The organism is Acinetobacter sp. IK23, from assembly GCF_035615275.1.
In the GTDB taxonomy this organism is placed as follows: Bacteria; Pseudomonadota; Gammaproteobacteria; order Pseudomonadales; family Moraxellaceae; genus Acinetobacter; species Acinetobacter seifertii.
The window spans coordinates 148,357-162,809 of the sequence record NZ_JANBNX010000003.1 but is presented as its reverse complement, the minus strand read 5'-3'; the positions used below and the strand labels follow the sequence as shown (position 1 = coordinate 162,809).

The window sequence follows — 14,453 nt, the reverse complement described above, 5'->3', positions numbered from 1 at the left end:
TATCCTTTGCCTGCTGGCCTACATTGCCAGTCGGTTTTAGCAGACCGTTCCGAAAAAGCATTAAAGGTTTTATATCTTTAGTGTGTACACCCTCGCGCCCCCTCTATGGTGGAACGGAGGGGGACACCTTCGGGTGTGCTGGGTTTTTTCGGCCAGTCTGCTAACCCCCTTCGTTCTGCCACCATAATTTTAATGTCGGCAGAACTCCCAATAAAAAGGAGTTGGCTTTGCACATCCATTATTTCTTGGCAGCCTTTGCCAAAAGCTATAACGATACGGCTTAAAAATTTACAGCAGCTTGAACACCGTAGGGTTTTCAGGCTTTAGTCATTTTTATTTAAAACTTAGCAACAAAAAACTTGAGATGTGCCAAGCACCGTCTTACGGCTTTGCTGTGCCTTTTTTTCTCCCAGAAAGGGCACAGGCTTTTTATCTCATTTAGAAACAACAAGAATTTTATAATGGTAAAACTATGCGAAATTTAGAAACCTCTTCCAAAAAACTACATGTCGTTCAAACTGCCATACAACTCATTACGGCGCATGGGTTCCACAATACAGGCGTAGACCTGATTACTAAAGAAACCAAAATTGCCAAAGGTACGCTTTACAACTATTTCCATTCTAAAGAACACCTGATTGAAATGTGCATTGCCTTTCAAAAAAGCCTGCTCAGAGAAGAAGTGCTTTCTATTATTTACTCAAACCGTTACTACAGTTCAAAAGATAAACTTAAAGAAATTATTGTGTTACATACCAATTTAAACAGCCACTACCATCTTTTAATTAAAGCTATTTTTGAAATAAAACTGCTTTATCCAAAGGCTTACCGCATGACAGTTGAATACCGAAAGTGGTTGCGCCATGAAATTTTTGATCTGATTTTTAGCGGGGAAATCCGCGAGCCAAAATTCGATGCTCACATGGTAGTGAACCTGATAGATGGTTTGCTGCTACAGGTTTTAAGCTTAAACAGTTTGAAAGAAAGGGATGAGGTGTTGGAGCAATTTTTTTAAGTTTTGTCTGGGTTACCTGATTGGTTCAGATATAGATTTTTTTGTGAAAAAATTGCAAGGAGTGTTCTAGATGCTCTCATATGCAGCTCTATGAATGGATGTACTCAGCCATTCAGAGCGCCTCAATCTATAGTGGTTTTGAATATAGTGGATCAATTTTAGGTGATGACTAAGTAAAGATTTCTCTAAAAGTTTTCTGGTCTTGGTCGTGATGTAACTTATTTTTCTTCAAAAAAATATATACTATGGGGGAGTATTAACAAAAGACCATAAATATGGAAATTAACAGCAATTTAGAACGTTACCATTCTCATCAGTTTGATGAAGGAAACCCGCTTGCTCAAAAGAAAATTTTGATCGCAACGATTTTAACTGCCGTGATGATGGTTTTTGAAATTGTGGGTGGATGGATCTTTAACTCCATGGCTCTTTTAGCTGATGGTTGGCACATGAGTTCACATATGGTTGCTCTAGGGTTGGCCTATGTCGCTTACAAAATGGCTCGCCGTTATGCCCATGACAAACGCTTTAGTTTCGGAACTTGGAAAATCGAAATTTTAGGTGGTTATAGCAGTGCAATCATATTAATGGTCGTTGCACTGTTAATGGGATTTCAATCTATTGAGCGATTACTCCATCCTGTTGATATTCATTATAATGAAGCGATTTCTATTGCTGTTGTGGGGTTGGCAGTCAATTTAATTTGTGCGTGGTTATTACACGATAATCATGAACACCACCACCATCACGACCATGAGCATAGTCACCATCATCATCATGATCACCATCACGATTTAAACCATAAAGCTGCATTTCTACATGTGGTTGCCGATGCCGTAACGTCTGTATTAGCCATAGCTGCACTTATAGCGGGTAAATTTTTTGGGTGGAATTTTTTAGATGCTTTGCTGGGTATTGTAGGGGCGATACTTGTTGCACAGTGGTCATGGGGGCTTTTGCGTGACACAGGAAAAACGTTATTAGATGCTGAAATGTCACATCCAGTAGTCGCTGAAATCCAAGAAGTGATTGAGCAATTATCACAAGTGAAAATTACAGATTTACATGTATGGAAAGTCGGTAAAGGAAAATTTTCATGCATTTTGGCTTTAGAAACAGACCGAACAGATTTAACACCCGATTCAGTTAAAAGGGCTTTGTCTATTCATGAAGAAATTGTACATGCCAGTGTAGAAATACATTTTATTTAGTCAATAAAGAGAGCTTTAAAACCGAATGTGAATTTTTAAAGCTCTTGATCATTTTGTCAGACCATTTTTGTAGAGTTACTTTTCAATCACTGGTAAACTTCACCTATTGTCATTGGGGAGTAGCCATTCCTAGTACCCAACTAGGAAGACCACGTCAACAAACTTGAGATCAGTATCTCATGGCGTGTTCAGCCACTGTATACACAGTGTGAGCTAGGCGAGACCTTTGGCCGCAACGTACTTTGCTAGTCGGGCGAGGAGCGTTGTCGTGCCAATGGTTTCTTATTCGCCCGGCTGGACTATTCTTATGCTCCTCACGTTCATCTTATTCTTTGTGTCCGCCGCGGCAATTTACCTAGCCTGTGAATATTTCGTCAATGGAATTGAATGGTTTGGTAAGCGTCTTAATCTTGGTGCAACAGCAGTAGGCTCGGTACTCGCAGCTTTTGGTACAGCGCTACCTGAAAGTGCGGTGACCTTTATGGCCGTCGTATTTGGTGATACCCCAGAACAAAAAGACCTTGGTGTTGGTGCTGCAATGGGTGGCCCATTGGTTTTAGCGACCCTGGGTTACGCCGTAGTCGGTCTGGTATTGATGCTTCATCGCAAAAAATTAGCTCGAACTTCGCATAAAGTTCAAGTTGATTATGCCCGTTTAAGCCGAGATCAAGTCTCGTTCCTTGCTATCTTTGTTTTAAAAGTAGCGCTTGGTTTAGTCGCATTTGCCATCAAACCTTGGTTAGGCATTCTATTTTTAGCGGCTTATGCAGCTTATGTCTGGCGTGAGATTAAGGAAGCTGATACATCTTCCGATGAAGAAGACCTTGAACCGCTCAAGTTCCGTCCTAATACAGCCGAACCGTCACTAGGGTGGGCTGGTCTACAAGTATTGGTCGCTTTAGTTGTAATTAGTGTTGCGTCGCATACTTTTGTTGCTCAGCTTGAAGCGATTGGTACAGCGCTAAGTTGGCCGCCACATTTGGTTGCTTTATTACTGAGTCCAGTTGCTACCGAATTACCTGAGATTATGAATGCGCTGATTTGGGTACGCCAAGGTAAAGAGCGTTTGGCTTTAGCAAATATTTCTGGTGCCATGATGATTCAGGCCACCATACCAAGTGCATTAGGTATTTTCTTTACGCCGTGGCGCTTTGATACCTTGTTGTTAGCTTCTGGCATTATTACTGCATTAGCGATTGTGTTTCTGTGGAATTTATTCCGCCGTGGCACAGTCGATGACCGATCATTGGTTGCAGTAAGTGCGCTGTATGGTGTTTTCGCAATTTTAGTTGTGATTTATCTCTGATAAACATTAACGCGCTGGACATGTGCCAGCGCGTTTCAGTCGTCGTATTTGCTATTGATTAGATAATCTTAAGAAAAGATGAACTAATAACCTTGTAAAATCGGTAAATAATTAACCAATTGTCTTATTTTTCATAACTTATGCCCTGTACCTTAGTAGCAGAGGCTTGTACCCTGAGTGAATCATAATTTAAACTTATGGGGTCTTTGAAAAGTCCTCTTTTTTGACTAAATTTATTAAACAAATGAACTTTATTTTGTGTAATAAAATACTTTCTAAACGCATAAAAGATAAATAAAAACTTTATAGAAAATTAAGTTTGATTGTTAAATTCTGAAATAGAGCATAAAGGGCAATATTGGTGCTTTTGTTATATTTACGGTTGATTTACCTATGATAGCTTCGTCTTATTTAAAAAAATGTAAAAATAATTACCACAACATAAAAGACCAGCAGCTTACCATCGCAGCTAAAGCAAATATCTTTATTTGTATTATTTTTTGTCTGTTCTGGACCATATATTTCGCATTTTCAAAAATGTGGATCATTGTTTATATGGATATTGTTTTTACACTGCTTTCCATTTTTAGTTTTTTTCTCATTTATATAAATCGAATTTCAGCGGGTATTCTTTTATCTCAAGCTGTTCTACTTGTTTTTCCAGTCGTTTTTTGCGTATTTTTTGATATAGCGACTACTCATCATCCTCAAGTTGCTCATTTGTTTTTGCCTGCTGGGGCAATATTAGGATACTTAAACTACCGCAGAAATCCGAGTTTCTTACAACTCGTTTTAATTTTACTATCAATCGCGTGCTTTATATTTTTTAGTGGCAGCTCTTTTACTTTAGAGCATGCTATACCGCTATCGGAAAATACTCGGAGTCATGGTCGATGGATTGCAATTTGCGTCGCCACGCTCATGATTTGTATATCCATCTATACCATGCAATTAGAAATACAAATAGAAGATTCCACGGCGAAAGACTTACGTCTAGCACTCGGAAAAGAGCAATTTGAATTGTTTTATCAACCTCAAGTCAATGCTTCTGAAAAGTTAATTGGTGCCGAGGCTTTACTCAGATGGCATCATCCTGTTTTGGGTTCTGTTCCCACACAAGATTTTATTCCTGCGGCACAAACTTTAGGACTAATGCCTGAAATAGGTACATGGGTTTTAGCTCAAGCCTGCAAAGTTTTACAAGATTGGAGTAAACAAGAGCAGACTAAAGATTTGACACTTTCAATCAATATTAGTGCTGATCATTTCATGCAAGCTAACTTTGAGGAAACCGTAATTTGCATGATTCATAGATATGACATAAATCCATCTCGGCTTATCTTGGAAATTACTGAAAATATTGCTTTGAACAATTGTGTGAGCATGATTGAAAAATGAATTCCTTATCTGAAAGAGGAATTCAGCTTTCTCTTGATGACTTCGGGACAGGTTATTCATCTTTAAGTTATTTGCAAAAAATGCAAATTAGACAAATCAAAATTGATCGTAGCTTTGTACAGGCAGCGTTGGATGATAAACGCAGTTATAAATTAGTCTCGGGTATTGTTAAAATTGGTCTAGATTTAAACCTTCGAGTGTTAGTAGAGGGAATAGAAACGTCCGAACAATTTTATGCTTTTAAAAATAATGGTTGTATTGAGTTTCAAGGTTATTTATGGGGCGTGCCAATGCCGTTAAATGACTTTATTAAACAGTTGCCAACTTTTAATAAATAAGTAAAACAGATCTAAATTTTGTTCTATAGTGGTGACATCTCATAAAATAATAGAACGCTGCTATGCCAAGAGAATATAAATATTACCAAGTAGATTCAACACATTATAATCTTGAACAAGTTGTTAAATTTACAACCAGTTCTGATTTAAGTTCTGTTCTTGTTCGATTCGCAGATGGCTCAGACGTAGAGTTTACTTTTGAAAATGAAGATGAGTATTCAGAATTTCTGCAAGTCATACGAGGTGTAGATTTCTAATTTTTATCTATCATTTATAAACTAATTTAGATAACTAAAATAATATAAGTAATTGTTAAATATCATGTAATTTTAAATGTAAACATGTCGGGTTGTCATCATGTTATATAAATTTTTCTAATAAATTAATCTACATATTAAGACACACTTTGCAAACGGATGTAGATTCGGGGTGTGTTAGGATGAAGACCTATACCTCTAGATATTTACAGTATGACGAAATCTGAACCGCAGTATCAATCTGGGCAGTTTCAATTTTCCTTTCTATCATTAAAATATTGGGGTATCTGGTTCGCAGCTTTTATTCTCATGTTTCTTGCTTACTTGCCTTGGGCAATCCAGTGGCGTTTAGCAAAGGTTTTCTCAAAAATTGCTTGGATATTATTAGCTTCGAGACGGAAAACAACATTAAGAAACTTACAAGCTTGTTTCCCTGAAAAAACACCTGAGCAAATTGAAGCCAAAGCAAAACTAGTCTTTAAAGATACCATGATAGGGATATTTGAAGCCTTAAACGCTTGGTATTGTCCTGAATGGTTTAAAAAAAGAGTTCGTATAGAAGGCTTGGAACATCTAGAACAGAATCGGGATAAGGGTATCTTGTTGTTAGGCACACATAGTACTTTACTAGATGCTGGTGGCGCTGCATGTACCTTATTTTTTGATATGGATGTGGTGTATAGACCGCAAAACAATCCTTTTATGGATTTTCTCATTCATCGTAGCCGCGCTCGGGTTTATAAAAACCAAATTGCGAAAGACAACATGCGTAGCTTAATTTCGAAACTGAAAAATGGTCATGCAATCTGGTATAGCCCTGATCAGGACTTTGGTTTGAAGCAAGGTGTGATGGCATCGTTTTTTGGAATACAGGCGGCAACAGTAACAGCCCACCGTAGACTCATGGATATTTCAAATGCTGTTGCAATACCGCTATATTTTTATAGAAGTGGGGATATTCGAAACCCTCAATACAATGTGCTCGTCGAACCTAAACTTGAAAACTTTCCAAGTGAATGCGAAGTAAATGATGCTGAACGCGTCAATAAAATTATTGAAAATCAAATTCGAATCGCACCAACACAATACATGTGGTTTCATAGACGGTTTAAAACTCGTCCGATTGGTGAGGCAAAATTCTACTGATAGATTTTGCTTTCATTATCTAAGATTGAGTTGCTTCTTATCTTTGCTTGGTAGCTTAAAGTATATTTTCGCTGCATTGATCATCGCGCTTTCAGCTCCGACCTTTGCACAAGACCATGGTTATCGTGAATCACATCATGGTTATGGTCATGCTTATCACGGTATGCATCATGGTAAAGCTTATGCTTATCATGGCAATCATCATGGTAAAGGGTACTATCATAATAAAGCACATCGTGAACGTGGTTTTGAACGACATCATGACAGACGTGGTCATTGGTAATTCAATGAACTACAAAAAATCCCGCAATATTTTGCGGGTTTTTTATGGTTCAATCTGAACAAGTTATAACATCTAATTTAATTATTTTTAAATTTTCACTTGAGTTATCTGTCTATGTCCAATGCTTCACCTCGACAACTTAGAAATAACTGATTTTGATGCCAAGCCAACTGTCCTGAAACAATAGTTGTATCAACTTCATAGCGAAAGCTTTTGTTTTGAAATGGAGTCCAGTTACATCGCATATAGTTTTTTTGATCTTTAACAGTAATAGCTTCTTTATTTTCTTTAAGCAGAACCAAATCTGCCCAGTAGCCTTCGCGTATATATCCTCGATCTTTGAGTTTAAATAAATCAGCGACTTGGTGTGATGTTTTCTTCACCATTGTTTCTATACTTATTTTTTTTTCTGCCACAAGTTCCATGAGTGCTGGAACAGCATGTTGAACCAACGGAAGGCCAGATGGTGCTTTTAAATAGGATTGTTGTTTTTCATCCCATGTATGCGGTGCGTGATCTGTACCAATAATATCTAAGCGATTAGTTTGAGCAATGGCAGTGATAAGTGCATCTTTGTCTTGTTGGGTTTTGATGGCTGGATTACATTTAATTAAATGGCTAAGCGCAGCATAGTCTGATTCATCAAAACTAAGGTGATGAATACATACTTCCGCAGAAATATGCTTTAAATTTAAGGGCAAATCTTTAAACAAGCATAATTCTTTGGCTGTACTAATATGTAAAACATGCAGTTGAGTTCCATATTTTTCTGCTAAAGAGACAGCTAAACGTGAACTCTCAAAACAGGCTTGTTTATCCCGAATTTTAGGGTGCATATGTGCTGGAATGTTTGCACCATATTTCTCAAAATATAATTTTTCTCTTTCTTTAATGCGCGGTGTATATTCGCAGTGCGTTAAAAGAATGGTCGGGACATTTGCAAATAAACGTTCAAGCACTTGTGGGTCATCTACCAACATATTGCCAGTAGAAGCGCCCATAAAAACTTTTACACCGCTGATGAGTTTGGGATTAAGCTGTTCAATAATATCTAAATTTTTAGAACTTACCCCAAAATGGAAGGCATAATTTGCCATGCTATATTGCGCAGCAATTTGCTTTTTTTGTATTAAGGCATCTAAAGATAGGGTTGGTGGATTTGTGTTGGGCATATCCATATAACTGGTAATTCCACCAATGACTGCTGCCATAGATTCCGAAGCAATACTGCCTTTATGGGTTGAGCCTGGATCTCTAAAATGGACTTGATCATCGATCATTCCGGGAATTAGCCAGTTTCCGTTAGCGTGAATTGTTTTAGCGTTAACAACATGAGGAATGCTTGGTGCAATTTTTTCGATTCGTCCATCTTGAATAAGTACATCTACAAATTGCTGTTTTCCCTCATTTACTACATTGGCATCTCGAATAATAATTTTAGAATAGGGTTTAAAACTCATTGTGTAATGCCTTATAGCCTTTAACCAACTCAATGTTTGTTGAGACAACACTCTCTGAAAATTCACTGATAGAGATATCAACCGGAGGGTATTGCGCTAAGTCAGTTTTAGGGTTGATGTAGCTCATTGCGGGAACATAAAAATGGTTCGGTAAATCACGTCCGTCGACGACTGCGTTATGGCGAATAGCGCTGTAATTACCGACCTTGCAGTTAAATATGACGCTGTTGAAACCCACGAAAACATGGTGACCAATTTCACAAGGCCCATGAATAATTGAACGATGAGCAATTGATGTACTTTCACCAATCACTACGGATGCACCAGCTTTGGAGTGAATCAAAACACCATCTTGGATATTGGAATTTGCGCCAATAATAATAGGTTCCATTTCTCCATTTTCGTCGGTTTCATCTGCACGAATTACGGCATAAGGGCCAATAAATACATTGGCATGAACAATGACCTTGCCACAAATAATAGCGGTTTGATCGACATAGGCTGATTGATCAATAACAGGGAGATGGCCAGATGGGTTTTTACGTAGCATGGGGTTACCGTTTAGATCAGTTTATTTAAGTTGAGATGGTGAGAGGCGTAAGCTAAAACTATTTAATTCATGAGAAACACAGGTTTTTTCAACCCAATAACGCATAGTTTTGGTTGCTTGTAGAATGTTCTACCACTGCCAAGCCCCTTGAGCCACAGCATCATGTGCATGCAGGCTTTCTGCATGAGTCACTTTAAATTTGAAACCATGAATATATTTGTGATGTATAAATGAGCCATAAAGTCGTCTTAATGCATCTTCGCAAAACATTAAATTTTGACCGTTGGCAACCGCAAATGCTTGTTCATCAACCCGTTTTACAGCAGTTTGTACGGGTGTCATTAAGGCTAGTTCAGCTTGGTTTATAAACGCGATGAGTGGAATGTCGTGAAAGTCTTGGTTTAATTTAAATTGAAGGAGGGCAAAGCTTCTTTGGCTATGTGGCGTTGCTGCAATTGCATCGGTGGTATTTAACCAGCTCATAATGTCTTGTAGATCAAGCCGAATTTCTTGGTTTTGTAAAGCTGACTCAAACCGTTGTTGAATAATATTTCTTGAAAGTGCAGCAGAGCATGGACAGGTTGAAGAATAGGGAATCTCGACTTTTAATTCTGCCTCGAATTGATCATTAAAGAGTTGGCATGACAAAACAAAAGGATAACTTTTCCACCCTGAAAGCTTGCTGACTAATGCTGGTCGTTCGATATAAAGGCTACTGTGAATTTCAATTTTTGCATGCTGTGATAAATCTTGATGGCTTTCTAAAAAGTCTTTTAAGACTAATTTTAGATCGAGCATATTAATATTTTCGAGGCATGTTAACTCTAAAAGACGTGTATACAGACGTGACATATGGATGCCCTTTGCTAAGGGATCATCTAAACTGACATAAGCATTGACGTGACTTGAGCATAAAGTATTTTCAATACGGACTGGTAAGGCGATGTTTTCCATACCGACCCAATCAAGGCGGTGGCTATAAGCATTTGGTAAAGTTGGCTCGGCAGAGATATCTGGGAGAACAAGATTCATTTATTAAGAACTTAAATTATGAAATTAATGTTATGTTATAACATAACATTAATAGCTGGCAAGTTTGCTAGATGGCTTAAGTACCTTGATAAATTTTAATTAAGTAAAAAATAAAGAAGAAAAGACCATGCTTGTGCATGGTCTTTTCTTGTTAGGTCAGATTTTTCAAAACAAATTCGGGTGATTTAATAAATAGCCGAATAAGTGCTTGAGACGGTTTAGAAGGGTGCCTAATTCCTCTTTCCCAACTTTCTAAAGTGCGTATTGATATTCCTAGCTTACTTGCAAGTTGGGCTTGTGAAATTTTCATTTGTCGCCGTGCTCTGATAATTTCATAGCCAAACTCTTGCTCGTGCATTTGCATGATGGAGGGCATATCCACTGTGTGATCCTCCTTTAATAAGCAAGCTGCAAAAGTAATCTAAAGAACATTGCAATAGTGAGTAGACTTAAGAAACCAGCAACCCAGAGTAAAATAAACCATTGGAATTTCGATAATTTCATGTCATTTACTCTTAGTGATAACCTTCATCACCTACACGTACTTTGTCCCTAAACACCCAATAAGCCATAATGGTATAGATGATGATAATAGGGATAAGTACGAGCGCGCCTATAAGCGCAAACAATTGACTATTGGCAGGCGCTGCGGCTTCCCAAATCGTAATTGATGGTGGAATAACGTATGGAAAAATGCTAATCAGAAAACCGGTATAGGCTAAAAATACTAAAGCCAAGGTATATAAGAAGGGCATTGATTCTTGCTGTTTTTGACAGGCTTTAATGGTGAGATAAGTAAAAACTACGACCAGAATAGGTACCGGACTAAAGTAAAGAAGCTGATGCGCATTGAACCAGCGTGCTGCAATAACCGGATGAGCTAATGGGGTATAAACACTCACAGCAATAAAAACTAACAATAGCGTCATAATTAGTTTTGGCATTAAGCGATACATACTCGTTTGTAATTGCATTTCAGTTTTCATAATGAGCCAACCGCAACCAAGTGCTGCATATACAATGATTACGCCGAACCCTGTAAAAACTGAAAAAGGCGTTAACCAATCTAATCCGCCACCTGCATAGCGACCATCAATAACATGGATACCTTGAATATACGCACCAAGAATGACGCCTTGTAAGAAACTTGATAAAACAGAACCTCCAATAAAAGCAGCATCCCATAGGTATTTGGTTCGATTCGCTTTAAATCTGAACTCAAAAGCGACACCGCGAAAAATTAGAGCGATCACCATGAGAATAATAGGTAAATATAAAGCAGATAAAACTGCTGAATAAACCATCGGGAATGCCGCAAACAAACCAGCACCGCCAAGTACCATCCATGTTTCATTACCGTCCCAGACAGGTGCAACGGTATTCATCATTACATCGCGTTCCTGTTGGTCTTTGATAAAAGGAAACAAGATTCCAATGCCTAGATCAAAACCATCAAGTACAACATATATAAATACGCCAATTGCAATAATGACAATCCAGATCAAAGATAAATCAATCATGAAGATGCTCCTTGTTCTTGATCATCAATATCTTCATCAGTTGCACTTAGAGGGCGCATTGGTGTTTTAAAGTGTCCAACACCGCCAACCTCATTAACTTGGCTATAAATGAACTCAGGCCCTTTATTGATCAATTTCAGCATGTAATAAATGCCGATTCCAAATACGATGCAATAAACCAAAACAAAAATAATGAGCGTGAGTCCGACTTGTTCGGCAGATACAGGAGATAATGCATCTTTAGTTCGCATGACACCATAAACAACCCAAGGTTGACGTCCAACTTCTGTAGTAAACCAACCTGCAAGTAAAGCAATAAAACCTGACGGGCCCATAACTAAAGCGAAGCGATGAAACCATTTACTCTCATAAAGCTTGCCAGTTTTTCTTAGCCATAATCCTGTAAGTGCCAAAAGCAGCATAAGCATGCCAAGCCCGACCATAATTCGGAAACTCCAAAATACTACAGTCGAATTCGGACGATCTTCTGGTGCAAAATCTTTCAAACCTTTTACGCTTCCGTTTTTGGAGTGAGTAAGAATTAAGCTTCCAAGATTTGGAATTGAAATCGCATACTTAGTGCGTTCTTCTTGCATATCTGGAATACCAAATAAGTACAGTGGCATTCCCTCGTTATGATTGGTTTCCCAATGACCTTCCATTGCTGCAAGTTTTGCTGGTTGATGTTCTAAAGTATTTAAACCGTGTGCATCACCGACAAAGATTTGTACTGGTGCTAAAATTAAAATCAGCCAAAGAGCCATAGAAAACGACTTTTTTACTAACTCATCACGGCGACCTTTAATTAAATGCCAAGCTGCAGTACCTGCTACAAGTAAAGCTGCAACCATAAAAGCTGCGATTGCCATATGCGCAAGTCGATAAGGGAAGGAAGGGTTAAATACAATTGCAAACCAGTCTTGAGGAACAATTATGCCATTCTCAATTGAGAACCCTTGAGGGGTTTGCATCCAGCTATTTGAAGATAAAATCCAGAACATTGAAATACAGGTACCTATCGCAACCATAAGCGTTGCGAAGAAGTGAGCTTTTTTACCCACACGGCCCCAGCCAAACAGCATAATTCCTAAGAAACCAGCTTCCAAGAAAAAAGCACTAAGAACTTCATAGGTGAGTAAAGGGCCTGTAACTCCACCTGCAAATCTTGAAAATTCGCTCCAGTTGGTTCCAAATTGATAGCTCATGACCACACCAGAGACAACGCCCATTCCAAATGCAACCGCGAAGATTTTGACCCAATACTTAAAGAGATCTTTATAGATAGCGTCATTGGTACGCAGCCAACGCCATTCTAAAACAGCAAGGAAGCTTGCAAGACCAATCGAGATTGCAGGGAAAATAATATGAAATGAAACGGTAAATGCGAATTGGATTCGAGCCAATTCAAGTGCTGTTAAACCTAGAGTCATAGGAGCACCTCAAATTTTATTTGATTTGCTAAAACGACAGTTGTAGTTATCTCTACTCGTTTAAGAGCATGATTTTGAAAAGAAAACATTACTATAATCTCTTGAAAAATATAATTTTTTCAAAACATAAAGTTTTGAGTATCAAGTTAGACTGATAGTAATAAAGGTGGGGCGCGGCCTTGGGGAATAAGAAAGAGCTGTTGAAGCTTAAAGAAAACATGAAAAAAGTTTTCTAGAAAAGCAAGAAACCGAACCTGAATTCTGACCAGAATTTGCTTTAAATCCAGATCTGGCAACGGCAACACGTGACTGTAAACAACACAGTACTGACATTGATGGCCCGCATCATGATGATGTGTCGTATTTTGCTTCGCTTCAGCTTTGGTGACGGAAGAAGAGGTCATATCATGCATTTGATGATGAGATAAATCATCATGATGCATTGAATGGTGAGAATGCTGCTCTGAAGAGTGATTGAGTTGAAGTGCTTGGACAATAGTCTCACATACTGGAGAAACTTGATATTTCTCTGGTAGTAATGGCTGTAAGAAAACAGCGATTTGTAACAAGATTGCTGCTAAACCAAGCAATCTGCCTAAAACCATTGACACCCAATTAATCACTTTATGGAAATCACTTGCGCAACACTATAACAAAAAATCTAATTTCTTAAAGGCATAAATCAATTTTTTTATAGTTGCCTATCACAATAAACAAAAGGTTTTAGATATTTCAGCACATGTAGACACTCCATATTGTTTCGGGTTGGTTGCTGGATTTGTTTCTGCCTATCAATGGGAAGGTGAGTTTTCTTCTCAAAAAATGAGTGGGCGAGGTTACTTAGAATATATAGATCGAAGATAAAAAATCATTTTAATGCTTAATTCTGTAGATAATGTTCTAACTCAATTGGAAAAAATATGTATTTTATAAACCCAATTTAACAATAACCTACTCATTGTTTAGCCTTACTTTTTTTAATGATCTAATTTAAAACAAATGTCATTTTGTGTGCTTGACGCCAATAAACTTGGGCACTATTCTTTGCCTGCTGGCCACATTGCCAGTCGGTTTTAGCAGACCGTGATGAAAGATCGCATCAGAGTTATTCCGTCTGAGGAATACTCTTATGTGTAAACTCCTAGTCTCCTCCCGTAGCGGTAGGACGGGAGAGGGACACCTTCGGGTGTGCTGGTTATATCTTTCACCAGTCTGCTAACCCTTTCTCGTTCTGCCACCATAATTTTAATGTCGGCAGAACTCCCAATAAAAAAGGAGTTGGCTTTGCACATCCATTATTTCTTGGCAGCCTTTGCCAAAAGCTATAACGACACAGCTTAAAAATTTACAGCAGCTTGAACGCCGTAAGGTTTTCAGGCTTTAAGTCATTTTTACTTAAAACTTAGCAACAACAAACTTGAGATGTGCCATGCACTGTCTTACGGCTTTGCTGTGCCTTTTTTCTCCCAAAAGGACACAGTTTTTTTCTTTTAGAAACAACAAGAAT

13 protein-coding genes, 2 pseudogenes and 1 riboswitch are annotated in these 14,453 nt (G+C 38.2%); of the genes and pseudogenes, 8 read left to right on the top strand and 7 right to left on the bottom strand.

What is annotated here, in order from left to right; genetic code table 11:
• Positions 1-472 precede the first annotated feature (472 nt).
• The 7 genes and pseudogenes from MSG95_RS03935 to MSG95_RS03905 all read left to right on the top strand — a co-directional run bounded on the left by MSG95_RS03935 (position 473) and on the right by MSG95_RS03905 (position 6,954).
• Entirely contained in the window at positions 473-1,015 is a 543-nt protein-coding gene (locus MSG95_RS03935; protein ID WP_077164575.1) for a TetR/AcrR family transcriptional regulator, read from the top strand.
• Between the two features lie 275 nt (positions 1,016-1,290).
• Positions 1,291-2,226, top strand: coding sequence for a CDF family Co(II)/Ni(II) efflux transporter DmeF (dmeF, locus tag MSG95_RS03930; RefSeq protein ID WP_077164536.1), 936 nt, complete (start codon positions 1,291-1,293; stop codon positions 2,224-2,226).
• A 102-nt stretch (positions 2,227-2,328) separates the two neighbouring features.
• A riboswitch (yybP-ykoY riboswitch) is annotated at positions 2,329-2,441 on the top strand.
• A gap of 59 nt (positions 2,442-2,500) precedes the next feature.
• Positions 2,501-3,532: a sodium:calcium antiporter gene (locus tag MSG95_RS03925; protein WP_228144395.1), complete on the top strand. Its 1,032-nt coding sequence runs from the start codon at positions 2,501-2,503 to the stop codon at positions 3,530-3,532.
• A 393-nt stretch (positions 3,533-3,925) separates the two neighbouring features.
• Positions 3,926-5,268: pseudogene (locus tag MSG95_RS03920) on the top strand (putative bifunctional diguanylate cyclase/phosphodiesterase).
• Positions 5,269-5,330: 62 nt separating this feature from the next.
• Complete coding sequence (locus MSG95_RS03915; protein WP_039250619.1) at positions 5,331-5,525, top strand: hypothetical protein; 195 nt, start codon at positions 5,331-5,333, stop codon at positions 5,523-5,525.
• Between the two features lie 213 nt (positions 5,526-5,738).
• Positions 5,739-6,671, top strand: coding sequence for a lauroyl acyltransferase (locus MSG95_RS03910; RefSeq protein ID WP_039250617.1), 933 nt, complete (start codon positions 5,739-5,741; stop codon positions 6,669-6,671).
• Between the two features lie 43 nt (positions 6,672-6,714).
• Positions 6,715-6,954 carry a hypothetical protein gene (locus MSG95_RS03905; protein WP_151819512.1) on the top strand — a complete coding sequence of 80 codons (240 nt, stop codon included), beginning with the start codon at positions 6,715-6,717 and terminating at the stop codon, positions 6,952-6,954.
• A gap of 104 nt (positions 6,955-7,058) precedes the next feature.
• Here MSG95_RS03905 and MSG95_RS03900 read toward each other — a convergent pair whose 3' ends face one another.
• The 7 genes from MSG95_RS03900 to MSG95_RS03870 form a co-directional block, all read right to left on the bottom strand.
• Complete coding sequence (locus tag MSG95_RS03900; protein WP_151819513.1) at positions 7,059-8,414, bottom strand: dihydroorotase; 1,356 nt, start codon at positions 8,412-8,414, stop codon at positions 7,059-7,061.
• Positions 8,404-8,964, bottom strand: a complete 561-nt coding sequence (locus MSG95_RS03895) for a carbonate dehydratase (protein WP_324644959.1) — start codon at positions 8,962-8,964, stop codon at positions 8,404-8,406. Before MSG95_RS03895 ends, MSG95_RS03900 begins: the two co-directional genes overlap by 11 nt.
• A 129-nt stretch (positions 8,965-9,093) precedes the next feature.
• Positions 9,094-9,996 carry a GTP cyclohydrolase FolE2 gene (gene folE2, locus MSG95_RS03890; RefSeq protein WP_151819514.1) on the bottom strand — a complete coding sequence of 301 codons (903 nt, stop codon included), beginning with the start codon at positions 9,994-9,996 and terminating at the stop codon, positions 9,094-9,096.
• 151 nt (positions 9,997-10,147) lie between these two features.
• Positions 10,148-10,372 carry a helix-turn-helix domain-containing protein gene (locus MSG95_RS03885; RefSeq protein WP_052319507.1) on the bottom strand — a complete coding sequence of 75 codons (225 nt, stop codon included), beginning with the start codon at positions 10,370-10,372 and terminating at the stop codon, positions 10,148-10,150.
• Between the two features lie 139 nt (positions 10,373-10,511).
• On the bottom strand, positions 10,512-11,516 hold the full coding sequence (gene cydB / locus MSG95_RS03880) for a cytochrome d ubiquinol oxidase subunit II (protein WP_077162526.1): 1,005 nt from the start codon (positions 11,514-11,516) through the stop codon (positions 10,512-10,514).
• Positions 11,513-12,946: a cytochrome ubiquinol oxidase subunit I gene (locus tag MSG95_RS03875; RefSeq protein WP_151819515.1), complete on the bottom strand. Its 1,434-nt coding sequence runs from the start codon at positions 12,944-12,946 to the stop codon at positions 11,513-11,515. The genes cydB and MSG95_RS03875 overlap by 4 nt, the downstream gene beginning before the upstream one ends.
• Positions 12,947-13,092: 146 nt before the next feature.
• The gene (locus tag MSG95_RS03870) at positions 13,093-13,551 is read right to left on the bottom strand and encodes a DUF2946 domain-containing protein (RefSeq protein ID WP_077164533.1); all 459 of its coding nucleotides are present in this window, start codon (positions 13,549-13,551) and stop codon (positions 13,093-13,095) included.
• Positions 13,552-13,645: 94 nt separating this feature from the next.
• Here MSG95_RS03870 and MSG95_RS03865 point away from each other — a divergent pair.
• A pseudogene (locus MSG95_RS03865) lies at positions 13,646-13,810 on the top strand (DUF6670 family protein); the annotation flags it as partial.
• Positions 13,811-14,453 lie beyond the last annotated feature (643 nt).

Bases quoted from the DNA above. Each gene is read 5' to 3' on its own strand.
- MSG95_RS03910 (WP_039250617.1), top strand. From the start codon at position 5,739: ATGACGAAATCTGAACCGCAGTATCAATCTGGGCAGTTTCAATTTTCC.
- folE2 (WP_151819514.1), bottom strand. From the start codon at position 9,996: ATGAATCTTGTTCTCCCAGATATCTCTGCCGAGCCAACTTTACCAAAT.
- MSG95_RS03925 (WP_228144395.1), top strand. From the start codon at position 2,501: ATGGTTTCTTATTCGCCCGGCTGGACTATTCTTATGCTCCTCACGTTC.
- MSG95_RS03935 (WP_077164575.1), top strand. From the start codon at position 473: ATGCGAAATTTAGAAACCTCTTCCAAAAAACTACATGTCGTTCAAACT.
- cydB (WP_077162526.1), bottom strand. From the start codon at position 11,516: ATGATTGATTTATCTTTGATCTGGATTGTCATTATTGCAATTGGCGTA.
- MSG95_RS03870 (WP_077164533.1), bottom strand. From the start codon at position 13,551: ATGGTTTTAGGCAGATTGCTTGGTTTAGCAGCAATCTTGTTACAAATC.
- MSG95_RS03885 (WP_052319507.1), bottom strand. From the start codon at position 10,372: ATGCCCTCCATCATGCAAATGCACGAGCAAGAGTTTGGCTATGAAATT.
- MSG95_RS03915 (WP_039250619.1), top strand. From the start codon at position 5,331: ATGCCAAGAGAATATAAATATTACCAAGTAGATTCAACACATTATAAT.
- dmeF (WP_077164536.1), top strand. From the start codon at position 1,291: ATGGAAATTAACAGCAATTTAGAACGTTACCATTCTCATCAGTTTGAT.
- MSG95_RS03875 (WP_151819515.1), bottom strand. From the start codon at position 12,946: ATGACTCTAGGTTTAACAGCACTTGAATTGGCTCGAATCCAATTCGCA.
- MSG95_RS03895 (WP_324644959.1), bottom strand. From the start codon at position 8,964: ATGCTACGTAAAAACCCATCTGGCCATCTCCCTGTTATTGATCAATCA.
- MSG95_RS03900 (WP_151819513.1), bottom strand. From the start codon at position 8,414: ATGAGTTTTAAACCCTATTCTAAAATTATTATTCGAGATGCCAATGTA.